The following is an 18,931-nucleotide window of genomic DNA, read 5'->3' on the forward strand; positions in this document are numbered from 1 at the left end:
GCAAGTGAGCTTCGTGAGCCTTGAGGCAGATAGCGGATAAAATGAGGATATACCTCGTAGGTCCCTTGACCGGTCAATCACCTGAGCGGATCACCGATTGGCGATCATTAGCCAAATCTTCCATTGCTGAAGCCGAGTTCATCGACCCCGCGAGCTGGGCAATCGATACACAGGAAGCCTACATCGCTAAGGAAAGACCTACGCGTGCCATTCGACGGCGCAACCACGGGCGATTGGTCGTTGACCGCAACAAGCTACTGATCAAGAGCGCCGATGTCGTTTTCGCGAATTTGCTTGGTGCTGGAGAGAAGGCTTCCGTCGGTTCGGTAGGGGAGCTTTTCATGGCATACAGCTTTGGCAAGCCCATCGTTATAGTTCGCGAAGCCATTGGAAATGTGCACGATCATGCAATGGTGAATGCTATCGCAAGTCGCATTTGTAGCAGCCTTGAAGAGGGGCTTGCTGTCATTCAGGAATTCGCTGTTACTCGTGTCGCTTAGCGCAGTGCGGCGGCGAGTTGTTTTGCGTCATAAACTGTGAAGCCAAGCTCGTCCTTTTCATCTGTAGAACTGATTCCGTGAAAGAACGCGGGAGAGTAAGGGCTTTTCCCGCCATTCCACCGCCGCTGGAGCATAACAAGCCAGTCCGAGGAACCTTCAACGAAAGCTTTGGGAACTCGTGATCGGTAATCCATGTAGTTGCCGACCGAGAATGTCGGTATCCATCGTTCGGCAAGACTCTGGAAGCGAACGGCCTTGTCAGGCGATGCGGTCGCTTGCCTTATAGCGCCAACAAAGTTTGCATCGAATTGCTTTCCGTCGAGAACCAAGTCGGAGCTTCCACAGCAACCGTTTCCATCGCTCCATGGGATGAACTCCGTATCGCCAGCTCCGAATTTAATTCCCAACCGATGGCAGTGTTTTCTGGCTCGAACAACGAATGGCTCCTTGGCCGCAGGCTTTAATGACCAATCCGGCCCCACTTTCTTTAGGCCTAGCTCCGACATCCATTCTATTAGGTTTCCGCCCGAGCTGGTTTTCATCCCCGCCATCGCGTGACGTATTTCCTCGGACGGAAGCTTTAAGTACTCGAACGAAACTTGATGCACACCGGCGTTGGCCGCCTGGCTGGCCATATCCAATGCGACCTCCTCAAAGGAGGGGATTACGGGCTGGATCCTAAGAGCAACTTTGATCCCAGTGCTTCTTAAAATGCTGATTTTCTCCAGGACGCGAGGGAAACTATCTGCTCGTCGGTCAATTTTTGGTCTCAGATGCTCGCTCACCCCAGAGGCGGACAACCGGAAAACGAGGTTCATCTTGGTCAATTGATCAAGGTACTCGTCCTGTAAGAAGATATCACCTTTGGTGCTGATCAATGTTGGGTAGTTCTCCTCTGCAAGGACTTTGAGGATTTGCAATGTGACACCATTCTCGCGCTCAAGTGGTGTGAACGGGTCCTGCAGACCGCCCAGTTGAATTGGTATCCGCCTAAGCAAGAACTCATCCAAGGCGGATTGTATGACACCTTCTCGAATTCGATGAAATCGCTTCTGTAGACTCGCGGCATTTGCCGCGTGAACACCATTGAGTGATGCTCGTCGGGCCCGGCTTCGTGAGAAGCAATACACACAAGAAAATTGACACGTATCGTAGGAGTCGATGCGGATCGGGGCCGAGCAAAAGTAGAGCTGACTGGTAACAGAGATCGAGTGTTTATAGGTAAGCAGGTCGGACATTCAGACACCAAGCAGCACAAAGATGGCTTTCGCGATACGGGCTTGAAGTGAAAGAGGCGCTTCTGCAGATCTGACAAACGGTTGAGCCATATTTATCACGAGAGCTACTATAAAAAGACCGGCTGTGATGACATACAGCAGCCAAATGAGAAACCTCGATTTCGGCCTGCTCGATAGCAAGCGCGAGGAGATTATCCAAAATAACTCCCGCTCCTTTGCAGTTGCTTTTGGATCGTCTTCTTGGATTGTCATAATGTGTGGCTGGCCGCCGACCCAAAACGGCACGTAAAGGTCTCGATTGATGTTCACCGGCTTGGTGATCGTTATGTTCCCTACGGCAGGAGATTTTACTATCGGAGCAGCGCAGTAGACCAAGGGCTCTCTGATCGATGCTGTCGGAAAGCTAATTCCTTTATCAATCGTCTCCTTGAGCACTCTCTCCATTTCAGAGTGACCGCTAAAATTGTGATATAACTCCCAGAGTATCCATCGCGGTGAGTGGCCTTTTTTCTGGTAGGCATCAAAATTCTCGTAGCTCTTGATAAACTCCGGGCACATAACCCACGTGAGCGCGAAAGCAACGAGAGAAGTTACGCTTCCAGACCAGAGAAACCAAAACCCTGGGGAAGATAGCGGTGCGACTAACGAAATGTTTGCGATCAGAGGAGCCGTCGCCAGAACGATTGCTACTGGCTTGAATGCCGGTAGACGCCCGGTAGAGAGGACATTCTGCCAATGAAAAAAGGGCCTGCCACAGAATCTGGTGATCACTTGCCACAGGTTACGCGCGCCACTTACTCGGGCAATCTCGCAGAAAAGTCTCTTCACGCTTGTTGTTCCCCGGTATCGCTCACCCGCGCCCGATTCGGCCCACGGTTATGTTTGTATCTGTGATTGGTTTTTCGCAAAAAACGAAGGCGATTTTCAACCTGCAGGTCTGACAGTTCGCGACATTATTTGTGATGCCAAAAAAACTACGCTGACATCAGGCACCTCTTTCGTGGCGAAAGGAGGCCACCTTTTTTGCGTCGGAGGGTGCTGAATGAAAAGAGAAGCCCCAGCACGTACCGGGGCAATACTGATGTCTAGGCTACGACCGGGTGGCTTGCCGATCGGCCTGCTCCGCCAGATGGATAACGTGATGAACGAGGAAGGCCTCGGCCCGTTCGGAGTCGCGCCGATCAGTGGAGACCGAGAGATATATCGGATAGATGAGGCGAGGACGCTTCTACCCCGTGCCCCAACTCTTGCAATTGGTATCAATCTTAAAGCAATTTTAGAACCGGGAGCGTTCGAGCCTTGGATCGCAGAAGCCGGGATTGTGACGGCGGAGGGCTTTGCGCTGTTCGATTTTGCCCAAGTGAAAATAGAAAACGCTTTACCGGGGCGAATCTCGGCTTTTGGGTTGCGTCCCGCCTCTTCCGTCTCTCGACGGTGGGGGAAAACCCGAGGCGGACCGAACCAATCGCTTGCGCAAATGTACTTGTTCGCACAAGTCTAAGAGGAGGTTCCCATTGACGCACGTCGCCGCGTCCTTGGATGCAATCGTTTTATCGACAATAAGCGCGGTGGCACGTGGACAAAAGTTTTGACGGGGCGCAACGCCGAGAGTTAAGCAACTTCGTTGCTGACTTCCGCCATACGATCCCTCGACTCGACGCAATGAGGGAAGGAATCGAACTTTATGGCGCGACGAGATTTTCTGCTTTCGATCTCTTCGCTCCCAACGAGAATACGCTCAGCCGAGTGATCATCGAACTGTTTGACCCCCTCGGATCACATGGACAGGGCGTGTTGTTTCTCAATGCGCTCCTGCGGGCGATCGGATTTCCTCGACTGCGGCAGAATGATCCCGTGAGGGTAAGGCGTGAGGCGATGACCCGCGCTCGCCGTCGCATCGACATGGTGATCGAGACACCGCAATACATAATCGGGATCGAAAACAAACCTTGGGCAGTCCAGCAGGTGAACCAACTCGCTGACTATCGGGATGAGTTAAAAGCCGATCCACGAGGTCGCACCCCAATACTCGTCTTTCTGTCGGATCAAAAAGAGCGCAGCGCCCATGGCGATGTCGTCCGTGTCCCCTATTACTCATCCCATGGCGAGATATCGCTTCGCGAACTGCTCGCGTCTGTCAAAGATCAGATAAAGGCTCTTAAGCCGAAAGCGTTTGTGCAGGACTTCATACAATACATCGATGCAGAGTTCGGGAGTGGTTACGTGGACGACGAAGCGTATAGGCCATACGTGGATGCCGTTAATGCGGAGTTTGACGATCCTTCGAAACGAAAAGCAATAGCCACCATACTCTTGGCGCAGAACTCATTACATACCCGCGTTTTGTCTGACGTCGGAGACTACGTCCTAGCCCAAGTCCGAGCGAAAGTTCGAGACGATTTCGAAACGTATTCAGAGTATAAGCTGGGCGATTCCGTATGCGAAAAGTACTACCCTTGGGGGCTGAGGCGAACAACGTGGCCAGCAAATTGCCTGGTTGCACTAGAAGCACAGGCAGATGGCTACGACCACGTAATGTTTGGAGTGAGAGCGCCCGACATTAAACGCCTGCCAGAGAAAGAGCGCGACGGGGCGAGTCCCGCACGCAAGAAGCTGGAGGATATGGCGCGCTCCATCCCAGGCGGAAAGAAGACGGCCTATTGGCCCTGGATGCAGGAGGTTCCTGAGCCCTATTGGGGCCCAGAATTTGCAGCTCGTCTCATTATTGAGTCCGCGACAGGAGAGATTGAGGCCCACCCTGAAGTCCAGGAGTTGGGGCGGCAATTTGTGGAGATGGCCGCTACCGTCGACCGGCTACTTAGTGAATAAGCATTGACTGGTCCGAGGCGGGTCACCGATCGTTCCACTAGTTGCTTACTAGCGGTGCAGATCATGAAGAAACAACTCATCCCTATGACTCGCCCTGAAGAGAGCTATATGAGCACGACAACGTCATTATGTTCGAACGGCAGAAGCCAAAGACCGAAAGCAAGATAGTCGGCAAACTGCGGCGAAAAAGATCTTTTGCTGGCGCTGATGTTGGTGGTGGGCTTACCACCAGCTCGTCGCACCGCCAAGCCGACCGCATTTCATACGGCCTAACGTGGAAGGCTGATGATGAAGTCCCACACGCGTTTATCAAGGAAATTTTCCGCCCCGTGCTCTTGAGAGCTGAGGCCGAGCATTTCGATCAGATCGCGATTAGACAGAAGGATGAGCAGCTTTCCTGACTCTCGCATCGCGCCTTGAGCTGCTCTTATTGCGGCTGGACTAGGGCCCAATCTCGAAATGAGCACACCTACGGTGCGGAGCGCCGTCGAAAACAGGTAGCGCTCTGTGGAGTAGATTTGATCTGCGCCGATTTGTTCTTCGTAGTTTTTGCATTCGAACAAGATTGCCCGGGTTCGAAAGTCGTGCCGTAGCCCATCCCAAAAAGGACTTCCGGACGAAATTCTGCAGATGAAATCATATCGATTTCCGCCATCCGTAGTCTCCGCCTGTTTTTCGAACCCATATAAATGAGGATCAAACAGTTTAACAAAGACAGACATGCACAGCGTTTCGTACTCGCTGGGTGTTAAGGCGTTCTTGTTAACCGAGTGTTGCTTGAGCTTGCCAATGAGCGCTTCAGTTTCCTCATCGGTGTCGTGTTCGATTGTCCGTGCTTGCTCTGTTTCCAGTAGCTCGCGCAATCTATGAGAAATGGCTGGAAATGGAGCTGCCTTGCGAAGCAGCTGGTCTAGGTCCCAGATGTCGATCGTATAGGCGCTTCTAGCCCAGACCAGTGCTTCGGGGCTGACATGGGTGCCAACTATGATGATTGGATTGGCGAGGGCGGCTTCGGTCGCAAGTAGCGAGTGAGCCGCTCAGCTGCCACGCGAATCCTGCTCATTGCGTTATCGGCGGAAGGCAACAACACTTCGACGGGAACCGGTGGCCCCCCTAGATTGACGACGAAGTCAAGCCGCATCTGCCCCAAGCGCACCTGCGCCCTGACTTGGTATCCCAAATTTGCGAAAAGGTCCCCTACGGCCGCTTCGAACTCACGCGCTCGGTGCTTAATTAGTTCGTTTGTTTGCAAGCTTGTTTCCATCATCGGTGGTTGTCCATAGTTCCAGCTCTTTGCTAATGCAGCGTTACCAAACAATGCTGTTGCTTTCGACGGTACAGTTGTTCGGGAGGGGCCGTGACGATTTATGAAGTTGTCTCCTTCGGTCCTCGTCTTGAGATTGTTGAACTTCGATGTGATACTCCCGCATGCTCTGGTTGAGGGGATACAGCCATGCGCATCGCTTTTACATCGCTGATGGCCATCGCCATCATGCCGGTCAGTGCCTTCGCGTGGGGGCAGGAGGGGCACTCGATCGTTGCCGAGATCGCGCAACGTCGCCTGACCGCTTCAGCGGCAGAAATGGTTTCGACACTGCTGGGCTCCGGTGTCTCTTTGGGTTCGATCTCCACGTGGGCTGATGACGTTCGCGGAGAAAGGCCGAAAACCTACAACTGGCATTTCGTGCCGATGCCGATCGGACAATCCGATTACGATCCTCAACGTGATTGCAAACTCGATCCTGAAAAGGGCGACTGCGTCATCGCCGAGATCGCGCGTGCTCAGAAGGAAATGTACTGTGCATCAGAGGATCTTGCCCGCACAGAGGCGCTAAAATTCCTTGTTCATTTCGTCGGCGACTTGCATCAACCGTCCCATACCGTCCTCGAAGACCTGGGCATGAACCGTCATGCCGTAACCACGCGGATCGGTGGTGAGACCTGCGGAAATGCCTGTGAGTTTCACCGGCTTAAGTCGGAAGACGAGAACCTACACACAGTTTGGGACAGCACTCTGATAAAAAGGCAGGTCTACTCTTGGGGCGCTTATGTAGACCGGCTTGAAGCAAGCTGGCTCAAGACGGCTGATGTCACCGCCGAGCAAGCGGGAAATCCAGCATCATGGGCGGTCGAAACTCACAAGATCGCTCAGACGGTGTTCGCAGAGACGCCAGCGAACCACTTCCTCGACGATCCATACTTCGACAAGCAGATCCCGGTGATCGATAAGCAGCTCGGACGGGCAGGTCTGCGTCTCGCACGGCTGCTGAATGAGCCTGTCTCATGTCCTTAGATCTGGCCGGAAACCGTTTCAGGAGATGAGCGTAATGCTTCTGCGCATCGTAGCTCTCTTTGTACTTGTGTTTGCAAGTCCCGTCCGGGCGTACGCTCAGGAAGCTGAAGACCCGAATTTCGATTACCTCGAACCTGATATCGGTTTGCTTTCGACTTGGAGCCGTATTCAAGAGAGTCTGTTTAGAAGAGCGGCTCATCCGGGGTCATACAACGAGGCGAAGAGGCTGCTGTATAACCAACTCGACGACAGCGCGTCGCTCTATTGCGGCTGCACATTGGACCTTCGAGCCAGGACGTTTGACGCCACTGATTGCGGCTACGTGCCTCGCAACGACAATGACCGTGCCAAGAGGGTTGAGGTCGAACACGTCGTTCCGGCGTTCTGGCTCGACAAGTTTCATACTGGGCCAACCTGTTGGATAAAGGCTGATGCTTGTGGTTCTGCTCGTGAATGCTGCCTTGCGAACGACGCCAGGTTTCGAGACGCTCACAACGATTTGGTGAACCTGTATCCGGCTATCGGCGAATTGAATGGCGATCGAAGCAACTTGCCATACGGTCAAATCGACGGTGAGGCGCGTGTCTATGGCCAATGCGACTTCGAAATCGATGCAAATTTAGACCTCGCAGAACCGAGAGACGACGTTCGTGGGGATATTGCGAGGGTCTATTTTTACATGTCCGCGGCGTACGGGCTGACTTTTCCTGCCGACCTGAAAGCCATGCTTGATGAGTGGAACGCTTCAGATCCGGTCAGTCCTAGCGAGGTGACACGCAATGATAATATCCGCGCCGTCCAAGGCCATGCGAACGACCTTGTTTCGAAATAGATGACTTGGCGATCGGATCCCAAATGCCGGTGCGGCGCTTTGTGGCACCTCAACGCCTTCCGACAGATCCATGACTCCGCTAATAAAGCTCTCGATGAAATTGAGGGGTGGGATTATGAGAAAACTGGTCGCTGGCAAGCTGCATGAATCTTTGTAACCGAGGCAAACCTTAACTATCATGGGTCGATCCCATTGGACCCAGACCACTGCGAGGAAGCTGGGATACTGCCCATGGAGTTTGTCGAGATATGGAATAAGAATTCGGGGGCCAGAATTTCGACCTACGTCATACTTGGTGAGCGTGGTTCGCGGTGCTGTATTCTCAATGGCGCTGCAGCGCGTACCTGCCAGCCAGGTGACCAGGTCATCATCTGCAACTCGGTCTATCTCGACGAAAATCAGATCACCTCGTTGAAACCAAAAGTACTCACGTTCGACGAAGACAACCACATCCGCGATCGACTGAGCTACTCGGTCGGCGTCAATGCTGAAGGACGCTACACGTTCGACATCTTGGAAGAGTCCGACAATGCTTTGCCTGTGCCCCTGCTTGTATCGGGAACCTGAGCGGTTGGCGCATCAGTGACAGTTAGAAACGGGTTCAGCATCGTCAATCACGCACTGATCCGGAAGGTGCGGTCAAAACACCGCTTACCGAGGACATGCTGCGCAATGTGGAGAATGCACGCGACGCCCTGGCCGTGATCGTGCAAAAGCTCAAAACCATGACCAGAGGTCTAAACGGAAGCCTTAAGACTTCCGAAATCCCCGCCAACTGCAAGTCTGTACCTTGGAATCGACTGAGCTCGGGCGACTACTGCCGATGGCGCCAATGCGGGCTTGTCGGGCGCTTGGGGACACCACGTCGAAAACGTCGTGAGTGGGGCCGGAAGCCGACCGTCCGCTGCTAGGAGGTGCAACACGAAAACCGGACACATGGCCGCCCGATGCCAAGGTCTTAAATTGGCGACAAGACGATCTTTTGCTCCGCGGCTCTCGACGGCGGTAGCGGGTGGGACTTTGCCCTTCACCTCATCTGCCGGAACGGCGTGATTGCGGACTTTCAAGACGTTCGGATGGGCGGCTGGTACGGACGAGATCGACCCGTTGCGGGCTTCGCCAGCATTTAATCAGAACGGCCGGATTCGAGTCGGAAGCTGCTATTGGCGCGACCAGCGCATGTGCCGAATTCGTTTATTAGCTTTGGCGGCTTGCATGACTTTTTCTCGAATGAGCCGATCGCGGTCGACGATATGCCACGCCAGCGTTTCCTCAAACGTTGAGAGCAACTGACGCGCCGTCGCAGTGTCACTGCCATTCCCCTCCAATTTGGAGACGATCTCGCGCTGAAGAGCTACATGGCGCTCGCCGTCTTCAACGTGCCTTTCCGCCGCTGCCAGGTGTTCCTCAATGAGGGCGAGGTGATCCATGCCCCCAATGTAGCACAAGCGCTCGCACTTTACGTTTCAGAACGCCGCAGACTGAAACTCGCGCGGAAAATCGTGACCTTGCAGTGATTGGAGTGTACAAACCGGGAGACAATCGAATGTCGGCCTTTGCGCGAGGTCCTGTGTCAGATAGCACCTTGTCCTCCGACCCGCGGCAGCAGTGCGCAGCCGAGGTCTGCCTCAAAAAGGCCTCGTATCAAATCGATGCTGGCAAATTCTCCGGCCCGCCTTGAGCGTATAGGCAGCGTTGCCGGGAGAGCCTCATCGAACACCTGTTTGCTGCCGCTTCACCTCCGTCGAAGAATCTCACGTCCCGCTGATGACGTGATTACCCGAGATGATGGCAAAAAGTACTCGCAACCGCGGAAGAGCGGAACTCTCACTACCCTTCGCATCTACTCCTTATCGTCGTCGACTTGGTCGGCGGGCACATCGGCTTTAGCGAGAATGGCGCCGCGCAAGGTTTCAGCGTGCGCTCGGATCTCGTCGGCCCGCCGCTTGTTTGCCCTAGCGGCCGCGTCCAAGCCGCTGCGCCAGGCGTCATCCGCCATCTTCTCGCAGAGCTTGACCCTTTCCTCGATGATCCGTAGGGCCACCCGCATTGCCTCGTCCACCGCGCCCTCCGTCTCCGTAGCGAGAGTCTCGGATGTGTAGGCGTGGCCAACTTGGCAGCGGAAACGGAGCGGCGGTCGGTTCCTGATCTCGGAAAGAACACCGCCGCAGGCCGGACATGAGAGGGGTACGGTGTCTGCGATCGCGTCGATCGCCCCAGGCGTGACTGGGCGACCGAGCGCTATGTCCACCTCCAGCTTGATATCAGGCGGTATCGGAACAGTCGGACCCGGCGCTTCGCCGGTGAGTTTGAGGAGCAGCGAGGCGAGGTCCGTGAGCGGAGCCCGATAGTCGACGTCGCTGGCCTCGAGTGCCCCCATCGGCATGTCGGGTGCAACCGCATCCAACGGATTTTGGACAACGGTCACGCCGCCGCATCGCTTCAGGTCGGCAAGGCCAGCCGCTCCGTCGTTCAACATGCCGGTCAGGACGACTCCAACCGCCTTTGGCCCGTAGCTCAGGCCGACGGATCGAAAGAGCGGATCGAGAGCCGGTCGAGAGAGGTTTTCCCGTGGCCCGCGGCCGAGCCGAATCTTATTGTCGAGGACGAGAAGATGATGGTCGGCCGGTGCAACATAAACGCAACCGCGCCGGACATGCTCGCCATCAACCGCCGTTTTGACGGCAATCTCCACATGATAGTTGAAAATATCAGCGAGCAGATCATTCCCGTGCGCGCCGACATGAATGACGACGAATACAGTGGCGGCGAAGTCGGAAGGAAGCTCGCGAAGCAGATGTTGCAAGGCGTCGATTGCTCCCATCGACCCCCCAATGGCGATTACATCGCGGCGGCCCATGGCATACTCCATTCTCGTACAACGCTCCGGGAGCGCATAGGTTCGATGCGCTGCCGCAGGGAAGATTTTCCCAATACTCTATTGGTGACCGCCCGCTCGCGGTTATAAGAAGTTGACGTCGGAACACGCCGTTCGGTGTAGAATAAACGCTGATCCGGCTCTGAGATTACGGAAAACTCCGCAAACGAGGCCATGATCGAGCACGCATCGTGGCCCCTCGGGCGGATTGCCGGGGAGGTGAAGAATGGGGCAGGAAGCGGATCCGCCGATCGTTGGCATCGGAGCTTCGGCAGGAGGTGTCCAGGCACTTCAGACCTTTTTTGACCATATGCCAACCGATACGAATGCGGCCTTCGTGGTCATTGTCCATCTCGATCCCGACGCCAGGAGCGAGCTTGCCAATATTCTGGCGTCACGCACGCAGATGCCGGTAACACAGGTCGAAGGTCAGGCCCGCCTCAAGAGAAACCACGTCTATGTCATCGCGCCGAACCGGCGGCTGAAGATTGCGGACGGCACCATCTCGGCACTCCCGTTTGAGGAGGCGCGGGCGCACCGGGCACCGATTGATTTGTTCTTTCGATCGCTGGCCGAGGAGCATGGGCCCGGTTTCGCCGTCATTCTGACCGGGGCGGGGGCGGATGGTGCGATCGGCGTCAAGGCCATAAAGGAGGCGGGCGGCATCGTGCTCGTCCAGGATCCGAATGAGGCGGAATATGCCTCGATGCCCCGCAATGCCATTGCCACCGAGGTTGCGGACTTCGTGCTGCCGGTCCAGGAGCTCCCGGAACGGCTGGCTGAGCTTCTGGTCCACCGGACGCCGCTGCCCACTGTTGAGGGGCGGCCGAGCGATGAAGATGTGCTCGCGCGGATTCTCGCGCATGTGCGCGTCAGAACCGGGCACGATTTTTCGCAATACAAGCGGGCGACCATTCTGCGCCGCATCGGTCGGCGGGCGCAGGTGACACGGAAGGAGTCGATCGCGGACTATTACGCCTATCTGCGCGAAAACGTGGAGGAGGCACAGGCTCTTTTCAGCGAGTTCCTGATCTCCGTGACGACGTTCTTTCGCGATCCGACCGCCTTCAAGTCTCTCGCGGACAATGTCATTCCGCAACTGTTCGACGGAAAGGAAACCGGTGACAGCATCAGGGTTTGGATTCCCGGCTGCGCCACCGGAGAAGAGACCTACACGATCGGCATCCTTCTCCTTGAGGAAGCCGCTCGTCGCGACCTTGCGCCGGAAATCCAGGTGTTCGGCTCCGACCTTGATGCCGGAGCGCTCGCGATTGCGCGCGAGGGCCGCTTTCCGGCGACGATCGAAGGGGATCTCTCGGAGGAGAGATTGCGCCGGTTCTTCCAGCGCGAGGGCGAACACTATCGGGTGCGCCGGGAACTGCGCGATGTGGTCCTGTTCGCTAGCCATAGCCTGCTGAGAGATCCGCCCTTCTCCCACCTGGACATGATTTCCTGTCGCAATCTCCTGATCTATCTCGACCGGCAGCTTCAGCAACAGGTATGCAGCACGTTTCACTACGCGCTCAGTCCGGGCGGGTTCCTTTTTCTTGGATCGTCGGAAAGCGCCGACCATCCGGCCGGACTCTTTCGCACGGTCGACCGTGAGGCGCGGATTTACCGCTCAATTGCGGGCGCTGGAGAGCGGCGTCCGACGCTGCCCGTGCTGCTCGGCCCGCACCAGACGGCGGAAAGAGCTCCGGTCGCCGCCCGCTCGCCGTCACCCTCCAGTAGCTTCAGCGATGCCGTCTTGCACCGCCAGATGCTCGAAAAGATCGCCCCGCCGAGCATGCTGGTAGACGAGAGCCACCGGGCGATTCATCTTTCCGAAAACGCCGGCCGTTTCCTGCAGCCGTCGGGCGGTCCGGTCAGCACGGATGCGACGGATCTTGTGCGCGAGGAGTTTCGCTTCGACCTCAGGGCGGCGCTGCATCGCGCCTTCGAACGAAACGAAGCCACCTTGAGCATGCCGATCCTCGCCCAGGTCGACGGGCACCCGCATCGCCTTTACCTGCAAGTGAAACCAGTTGTTCAGGGGAGCGACCCCACGCGGCACGCCCTCGTGCTCTTCATCGAAGGTGAGGCGGTCGACAAGAGCGAAAACGCCGTTTCCGACATAATGGACGGGCATGCGGCTACCAATCAGACGATCCGTCAACTGCAGGAGGAACTGCAACTTGCGCATAACCGGCTGCGGGTGACGCGGGAAGAATCCGAGGCGGCCAATGAGGAACTGCGCGCCGCAAACGAAGAACTCCAGTCGATGAACGAGGAGTACCGTTCGACTGCGGAGGAACTTGAGACGAGCAAGGAGGAGCTTCAGTCGATCAACGAAGAGCTGCAGACGGTCAACAACGAGTTGAAGCTGAAGCTGGAAAGCGTCTCCCGTGCCCACAGCGATTTGCAGAACCTCATGGCGGCGACCGATGTCGCGACGCTTTTCCTCAATCCATCGCTCCGCATCAAGCGTTTCACCCCGCGTTTGATGGAGATTTTCAACGTCACCGCCAATGACGAGGGGCGGCCGATCACCGACTTCACCCATCAGCTCGAATATGACACGCTGGCCGATGACGCGCGCGCGGTGCTGGACCACCTCTCGTCCGTAGAACACGAGGTCAAGGGCCGCAACGGTCGCTGGTATCTGGTGCGGATGCGGCCCTACCGCACGATAGACGACAAGATCGACGGCGTCGTAGCGACCTTCGTCGACATCACCGAACGGCGTCAGGCCGAAGAGACCGCCCGGCAGAGTAAGCAGCGTCTCGAGCAGGAAGCGCGACTGGTGGAGTTGTCGCGGTCACCGATATTCGTCTGGGATTTCGACGACGGCATCAAGCAATGGAACCGAGGCAGTGAGGAGCTCTACGGCTACTCGCGCGAAGAGGCCATCGGGAAACCAAAGGAAGAGCTGCTCAAGACAGAGGTGCCCGGCTCCTCCTTCGAGAACCTGCGGCAGGCCCTTTCGGAGAGCGGCCGCTGGAGCGGCGAACTGCACCACACGACAAAGGACGGGCAAGTCTTGACCGTGGAGAGCCACATCGAGCTCCTGCGGATGGGAGAGCGGCGCCTCGTTCTCGAAAGCACCCGCGACGTCACCGACCGCAAGCGATGGGAACGGCGACGGCAGCTTCTGCTGAACGAGCTGAGCCATCGCATCAAGAATACGCTGGCCGTCGTCCAATCACTCGCGCGCCAGACGATGCGCACCTCGGATTCGCAGGAGGACTTCGTCGAGCGTTTCGAAGGGCGCCTGACAGCCCTCGCAAGCGCGCACAAGCTGCTCGTCGAATCGGAATGGAGCGGCGCGGAGCTTGGCGCACTGGCGCGCAGCCAGCTTGAGGCTTATGCGAGCGGTGATCGGCACAGACTGCAGCTTGAGGGCGAGCCCGTGACGCTTCCGGCGGATACAGCGACGCCCTTCGGCCTCGTTCTCCACGAGCTTGCCACCAATGCCGCGAAATACGGAGCCTTCGCCACAGAAAACGGCCAGGTGAGGCTCAGTTGGAAGCGCGGGAACGATAATCGCCAACTGACCGTTACGTGGAAGGAAAGCGGTGGTCCGCCGGTCGAGCCGCCAAGCGAGCAGGGCTTTGGCGGCGTGTTGATCGAAAAGAGTTTGCCCGGAGCCACGGTTCGTCGTGATTTCCAGCCTAGTGGCGTCGTCTGCACGATCGTCATCGAGCTTCCGGAGATCGCGGAAAATGGTGCGGACCGCTGCTGACGAGAACCAACCTCTTTGTGGCGCGAGAATTCTGATCGCTGAAGACGAGATCTTGATCGCACTCGACATGGAGGCGACGTTTCGAGCCGCCGGTGCCGGTCCGTGTACGACACTCGCTGCGGCTTTGGACGCAGTCAGGAACGAAGTACTTTCGTTCGCCGTGCTCGACATCCGCCTTGGTCAGGCCACGACCCAATAATGTTGGCCAGTAGGCATCGTGGCACAACAGAGACCGTTGCAGCCCTGAAGTCCAGTGACCTGTCTATGGGAATCGTGCGGTGCCCGCAGAATGAGCGGACACCGCCTGGTGCACCGTAGGGAGGAGGACAACCGCATGCGCTCGGATAGGAGCCGTCATCTTAACCGGTGGCTCGAGAAATTGTTCCGACTCACGCCTGGTCGCTCGCTTCGCAACGGTCCAAACCACATCAGCGCGATAGCCGCTTCGAGCGGCAACGCCATGACGATTATGAAGACAACGGCTTGCATGTCGTTCTCCGGAGCACTGGAAGGCTCCGCTAGCGTTTGGCGGTCTTGCCCTGCTGATCACGTTCGAGAAACTTGCGGGTGATCTCGGCGGCGTGTTCGTCAAGCCACTGCGCCATGGCCACCTCCTGCTGCAGGATCGTCTCGCAGACGCGTTTCGTCTCCTGATCGCCGGCGTAGTCGGCGGCCACGATGAGGATCTTGTAGCTGGCGATCTCCATCTGCTCGAAGGTAAAGCTGGCGAGCGAGCCCTTGACGACTTCGTCATTGACGAACAATCCGCTCAAGCCCTGCCCGAAGGCGACTATCTTGCCGGTGATGTCCTTGATCCCGGAAGCGCCGCCGCCGGTGCGCTCAAGGCAACGGTCGAGCATGGCGACCTGATCGCGGGTTTCCTGAAGGTGTTTGTCGATTTGCGCCTTGAGCTCCGGATAATTCTTCAATCTTCCGGACTGGCTGGTGAGCATCGTGATCGCTTGTTCTTCCATGGCATGTGCATCCCTGAGCCAGGCATGCAGATGATCGGTTGGTGTTCCCATTGTCGCTTCCTCTCGCCCTTGTTCTTGCAAAGGTCGAACCAAAAGCATCCACAAAGGTTCCGGGTTCGTCGGAGCGTGATGTCCACCTGTGGGCAGGAGGAACATCTTCGTCTTTGCTTGGTTTGCACGGACCTGCTTTTCGCACCGTCATTTTAAGAGCCGGAGGAGCAAGCATGGCTGACAGCAACAAGCGGAGCGAAGACCCGGCCGAGGGCTCTCGGGAAACGATTGAACGAGAACTGACAAGGCGCGAGCAAGACAGCAAGCCGTCCGATTCGGCAAAGCCAGTAGACACTCCGGCCTCGAAAGATGAGCACCCTCCGGACGAGAAGCAACGGACGTGACGATCGCAGCAACCGCCGCGCGAGTAACAAGGAGGAAAACGATGGGAACCGACAACAAAATGGACGAGCATGTTCGTAGGCGCGCCTATGAGATTTGGGAGCGCGAAGGCCGGCTTGACGGAGACCATGAACGCCACTGGCACCAGGCTAGCAAAGAACTTGAAAACCAGGGCGACGTCGGCGCCGCTCCTCAGGAACGGTCGGGCAACGGAGCTGTCAGGAGTAGGAAGAGCCGCCAGTAAACTCAGGCGGGGGTTGCGGGCCTGAATGGTGACCACGGGCAAAGAATCATCGTAGTTTGGGGAACGAACAGGATGGGTTGGCGGTTCTAAGTACGACCTTTGAGGAGGTCCGAAAATGAGAGAAGTGCCTTGGCGTGGACCCCTGTGGGTGACGCTGCAAAACGGCATGAGACGCCAGTTCTGCGGGCTCTATGACGCCCTTGATTTCCTCGAGAATGAATGGCCCAGCCATGGACCGCTGCACGCACGTGCCGTCCGAGCCTGTCGTGCAGCATTGCATCACCCAGAATATGCGAGTTCGGCAAGGAACTGCTTCATGGCGGCATGCGTCGAGGCGTCATTTGCATGCAGCGAAGCTGGACATCTGCGCACTCGCGCTGAAGCGAAGATGGTGAGCCGGTACCGGTGACCGGCCTGAGTTAGAGCTGCTCCTTTAGAAATCAGAGCCGCCACGCTGTTGGTCGGCGCCGGTCACGAATTTCATTCGGCGCCATGATTCGGATGTTGCGATCTCCGTGACACCATGGCTCCCGCCGCCAGACCGAGCGCCAGTGCGGCGTAGGTCATTCCGATCGATCTCTTCGAGAGAACCCTCTCCCATCCGGGTGTCAGCCGCTTCGGAACCAGGTGGTAATCGACCACATACGCAACGGCGGCGGTCAGCGCCGCCTTCCGCAGTGTGGCGGTCGGTTCCCTGGAGCGGCCGGCCACCAGCCATGCTTCGAAGGGCAGAGCCCAGAAGATCGCGGACAGATGATGCGTGCAATAGCCGAGCAATGTGTGCTTCGCGTCCGCGACCCTGACGTTGCCGGCATCCTCGCCATGAAGCCAATGGCTCGTGGCATTGGTTGGCTGGAAAATGCTCCGTCCCTCCAATCCGCCCAGCAGCGCCAATGCCGCCGTCGTGAAAAGGCTTGCGATCGTACCGGTGGTGACGGCCGACATGAACAGGCTGCTGCTCTGGCTTTGCAGCGACCGCCGTTCAAGGCCTGCCGCACGGATCCGCCGGTCGGAGGAGAAGGTTCTTTCCGAAACAGGATCGCGTGCAATGGTCGACATTCGATTGTCTCCCGGTTTGTACCCCCAATCGCTGCGCCGTCGCTATGTTCCGCGCGCGCTTCGGTCAGCTTCGGGGGGCGTTACTGAAACGTGAAGCGGGCCCGCTTGTGCTATATTGCGGTCATGGATCACCTTGCCCTCATTGAGGAACACCTGGCAGCGGCAGAAAGGCACGTCGCGGATGGTGAGCGTCATGTAGCGCATCAGCGCGAGATTGTCGCCAAATTGGAGGGGAATGGCAGTGACACTGCGACGGCGCGTCAGTTGCTTTCAACGTTTGAGGAAGCGCTTGCGTGGCATATCGCCGATCGCGATCGGCTCATCCGAGAAAAATTGGATGCCATCCGATAAAACTGCGAAACGAATCCGGCAAATGCGCGGTTGCGTCAACAGCCGCTTCCGACTGGGGATCCGGCCGTTCTGATTAAATGCCGGCGAAGTCCGCAACGGGTCGAAACGCGTCGATCCGCAGCTTCCGAGGTAAGGTCTGGAAGTGGTGCAAACCTGCAGCTCGGCGGCATGTATGCATGCCCGCTTCTGGGATACCACCATGCTCTGCTCAGTGTCCGACTTGGGGGTGCGAAGAGACGTGGGCCTATAGCAGCATTCGGGCCCTTTGCTGCCGTTCGAGGTCGATCCGAAAACGTGCGGTATGTGCTAGAATGCAACCGAAGGGCGGAACGCGATAGACGCACTGCGAGGGGCGGTGTGATCGAACCGGAATTCGCGCGACCGAGTGCCAACGTTGTGCCCTTGGAAGGGGAGACGAGGACGATGCCAGAGCAACCCGGTCTAATAGTTCGACAGAAATCCCCACAGAACATCGAGTTTCCGTTTGCGTCGCTCTCCGATTGGCTGATCCCAACCGAGCTGTTCTTCGTGCGAAACCATTTCGCGTCGCCGGACCTCGATGCGCGAGACTGGAGATTGCGCGTTGGCGGGGCGGTGGAGCGGCCAATCGAACTTGACCTCGACAGCATCAAGGCGATGCGGAGCACGACTTTCACCGCCGTCGTCGAGTGCGCAGGAAACGGGCGCGTCTACTATGTGCCGCCGAAGGAGGGGTTGCAGTGGCAGAACGGAGCCGTCGGCAATGCCGCGTGGACAGGTGTTCTTCTGCGCGAGATTTTGGAAATGGCGGGCGTTAAGCGAACCGCACGTGAGGTTCTGCTCGTAGGCGCAGACAGCGGCGTCGTCGACACGAACAAGAAAACGGCTTCTCCCGGCCCCATCGCTTTTGCGCGCAGTTTACCGCTTGAGAAGGCAATGGCTCACAGCACGATCCTTGCCTATTCGATGAACGAGGAGGCGTTGACGCGCGATCACGGCTACCCGCTACGCGCGGTCGTGGGTGGCTGGTTCGGCATGGCTTGGGTCAAGTGGATCACGCATATCACGGTTGTGGAGCAACCGTTCCTTGGCTACTGGCAGGCGCGCGACTATTTCCGTTGGGAGCGCAGCCTCGGGGAACCCAGGCTGGTCCCGCTTGCGGAGATGGAGGTCAAAGCGCAGATCGCGCGTCCCGTGCAGGGGGCGCATCTCATCGCCGGCCAACCGTATCGGATTTTCGGAGCCGCCTGGAGCGGAGAGGCTGCTATTCGGCAGGTGCAGGTCTGCACCGGAGATGGCAGGGGCTGGCGCGAGGGAAGGCTCCTCGAAACAGAACGTCCCTTTGCATGGCGCTTGTGGGAGTACGTGTGGACCCCTGAAGAAGTCGGGCGATATATACTGCGATGTCGCGCGATCGATGGGGCGGGGTGCGTGCAGCCCGAGCTCCCGCGTTCCGACTGCGAGAGCTACGCGGCCAATTGGATCGTTCCGGTGGAGGTTACGGTCGTTCCCGAGCCACAGACATACGAGGAGGAATTCGTGATCTAATCACCCGCACGGGGCGGAATGGCGACTTGGCGCAACTGCGACCCGCGTTGTCACTGCGTCATGTCCGCTTTGCGGCGACAGCGACCGGTGGC

18 protein-coding genes and 1 pseudogene are annotated in these 18,931 nt (G+C 57.4%); 13 read left to right on the top strand and 6 right to left on the bottom strand.

What is annotated here, in order from left to right:
• Positions 1–41 precede the first annotated feature (41 nt).
• Positions 42–500 (top strand): nucleoside 2-deoxyribosyltransferase, encoded by a 459-nt coding sequence (locus AU381_RS17360; RefSeq protein ID WP_064242981.1) that lies wholly within the window; start codon positions 42–44, stop codon positions 498–500.
• Here the strand turns inward: AU381_RS17360 and AU381_RS17365 are convergent.
• Both AU381_RS17365 and AU381_RS17370 read right to left on the bottom strand, forming a co-directional pair.
• A complete protein-coding gene (locus AU381_RS17365; protein WP_156528623.1) occupies positions 497–1,738 on the bottom strand; it encodes a radical SAM family protein in 1,242 nt (413 codons plus the stop codon). The genes AU381_RS17360 and AU381_RS17365 overlap by 4 nt on opposite strands.
• Positions 1,739–2,566, bottom strand: coding sequence for a hypothetical protein (locus tag AU381_RS17370; protein WP_156528624.1), 828 nt, complete (start codon positions 2,564–2,566; stop codon positions 1,739–1,741).
• Positions 2,567–2,780: 214 nt separating this feature from the next.
• Between AU381_RS17370 and AU381_RS17375 the strand changes: the two genes are divergently transcribed.
• Complete coding sequence (locus AU381_RS17375; RefSeq protein WP_156528625.1) at positions 2,781–3,239, top strand: hypothetical protein; 459 nt, start codon at positions 2,781–2,783, stop codon at positions 3,237–3,239.
• A 74-nt stretch (positions 3,240–3,313) separates the two neighbouring features.
• Positions 3,314–4,567, top strand: coding sequence for a PDDEXK-like family protein (locus AU381_RS17380; protein WP_064242985.1), 1,254 nt, complete (start codon positions 3,314–3,316; stop codon positions 4,565–4,567).
• 269 nt (positions 4,568–4,836) lie between these two features.
• Here AU381_RS17380 and AU381_RS17385 read toward each other — a convergent pair whose 3' ends face one another.
• Positions 4,837–5,430 carry a hypothetical protein gene (locus AU381_RS17385; protein ID WP_064242986.1) on the bottom strand — a complete coding sequence of 198 codons (594 nt, stop codon included), beginning with the start codon at positions 5,428–5,430 and terminating at the stop codon, positions 4,837–4,839.
• A gap of 590 nt (positions 5,431–6,020) precedes the next feature.
• Between AU381_RS17385 and AU381_RS17395 the strand changes: the two genes are divergently transcribed.
• The 4 genes and pseudogenes from AU381_RS17395 (at position 6,021) to AU381_RS29800 (ending at position 9,209) form a co-directional block, all read left to right on the top strand.
• Positions 6,021–6,860 carry a S1/P1 nuclease gene (locus AU381_RS17395; protein WP_064242988.1) on the top strand — a complete coding sequence of 280 codons (840 nt, stop codon included), beginning with the start codon at positions 6,021–6,023 and terminating at the stop codon, positions 6,858–6,860.
• 34 nt (positions 6,861–6,894) lie between these two features.
• A complete protein-coding gene (locus AU381_RS17400) occupies positions 6,895–7,692 on the top strand; it encodes an endonuclease (protein ID WP_162273433.1) in 798 nt (265 codons plus the stop codon).
• Between the two features lie 115 nt (positions 7,693–7,807).
• Positions 7,808–8,259: pseudogene (panD, locus tag AU381_RS17405) on the top strand (aspartate 1-decarboxylase).
• 791 nt (positions 8,260–9,050) lie between these two features.
• The gene (locus AU381_RS29800; protein ID WP_156528626.1) at positions 9,051–9,209 is read left to right on the top strand and encodes a hypothetical protein; all 159 of its coding nucleotides are present in this window, start codon (positions 9,051–9,053) and stop codon (positions 9,207–9,209) included.
• Positions 9,210–9,535: 326 nt separating this feature from the next.
• Here AU381_RS29800 and AU381_RS17415 read toward each other — a convergent pair whose 3' ends face one another.
• Complete coding sequence (locus AU381_RS17415) at positions 9,536–10,552, bottom strand: chemotaxis protein CheB (RefSeq protein WP_064242990.1); 1,017 nt, start codon at positions 10,550–10,552, stop codon at positions 9,536–9,538.
• Between the two features lie 244 nt (positions 10,553–10,796).
• On the opposite strand from AU381_RS17415, the gene AU381_RS17420 reads away from it, so the two are divergent.
• Positions 10,797–14,291, top strand: a complete 3,495-nt coding sequence (locus AU381_RS17420; protein WP_064242991.1) for a chemotaxis protein CheB — start codon at positions 10,797–10,799, stop codon at positions 14,289–14,291.
• Between the two features lie 518 nt (positions 14,292–14,809).
• On the opposite strand, the gene AU381_RS17430 is transcribed toward AU381_RS17420, so the two are convergent.
• Complete coding sequence (locus AU381_RS17430; RefSeq protein WP_064242992.1) at positions 14,810–15,316, bottom strand: ferritin-like domain-containing protein; 507 nt, start codon at positions 15,314–15,316, stop codon at positions 14,810–14,812.
• Between the two features lie 173 nt (positions 15,317–15,489).
• Here AU381_RS17430 and AU381_RS29805 point away from each other — a divergent pair, with 173 nt between their 5' ends.
• The 3 genes from AU381_RS29805 to AU381_RS28725 all read left to right on the top strand — a co-directional run bounded on the left by AU381_RS29805 (position 15,490) and on the right by AU381_RS28725 (position 16,311).
• Positions 15,490–15,660, top strand: a complete 171-nt coding sequence (locus AU381_RS29805) for a hypothetical protein (RefSeq protein WP_156528627.1) — start codon at positions 15,490–15,492, stop codon at positions 15,658–15,660.
• 41 nt (positions 15,661–15,701) lie between these two features.
• The gene (locus AU381_RS17435) at positions 15,702–15,902 is read left to right on the top strand and encodes a DUF2934 domain-containing protein (protein ID WP_064242993.1); all 201 of its coding nucleotides are present in this window, start codon (positions 15,702–15,704) and stop codon (positions 15,900–15,902) included.
• Positions 15,903–16,017: 115 nt separating this feature from the next.
• Complete coding sequence (locus AU381_RS28725) at positions 16,018–16,311, top strand: DUF982 domain-containing protein (protein WP_082910112.1); 294 nt, start codon at positions 16,018–16,020, stop codon at positions 16,309–16,311.
• A 71-nt stretch (positions 16,312–16,382) separates the two neighbouring features.
• Here the strand turns inward: AU381_RS28725 and AU381_RS17440 are convergent, their stop codons facing one another.
• On the bottom strand, positions 16,383–16,961 hold the full coding sequence (locus AU381_RS17440; RefSeq protein WP_244520084.1) for a hypothetical protein: 579 nt from the start codon (positions 16,959–16,961) through the stop codon (positions 16,383–16,385).
• A gap of 105 nt (positions 16,962–17,066) precedes the next feature.
• Between AU381_RS17440 and AU381_RS17445 the strand changes: the two genes are divergently transcribed.
• Positions 17,067–17,312, top strand: a complete 246-nt coding sequence (locus AU381_RS17445; RefSeq protein WP_244520085.1) for a hypothetical protein — start codon at positions 17,067–17,069, stop codon at positions 17,310–17,312.
• 423 nt (positions 17,313–17,735) lie between these two features.
• The gene (locus AU381_RS17450; protein WP_244520086.1) at positions 17,736–18,839 is read left to right on the top strand and encodes a sulfite oxidase; all 1,104 of its coding nucleotides are present in this window, start codon (positions 17,736–17,738) and stop codon (positions 18,837–18,839) included.
• Positions 18,840–18,931: the final 92 nt, after the last annotated feature.

It is taken from the genome of Sinorhizobium glycinis (assembly GCF_001651865.1).
GTDB lineage: Bacteria > Pseudomonadota > Alphaproteobacteria > Rhizobiales > Rhizobiaceae > Sinorhizobium > Sinorhizobium glycinis.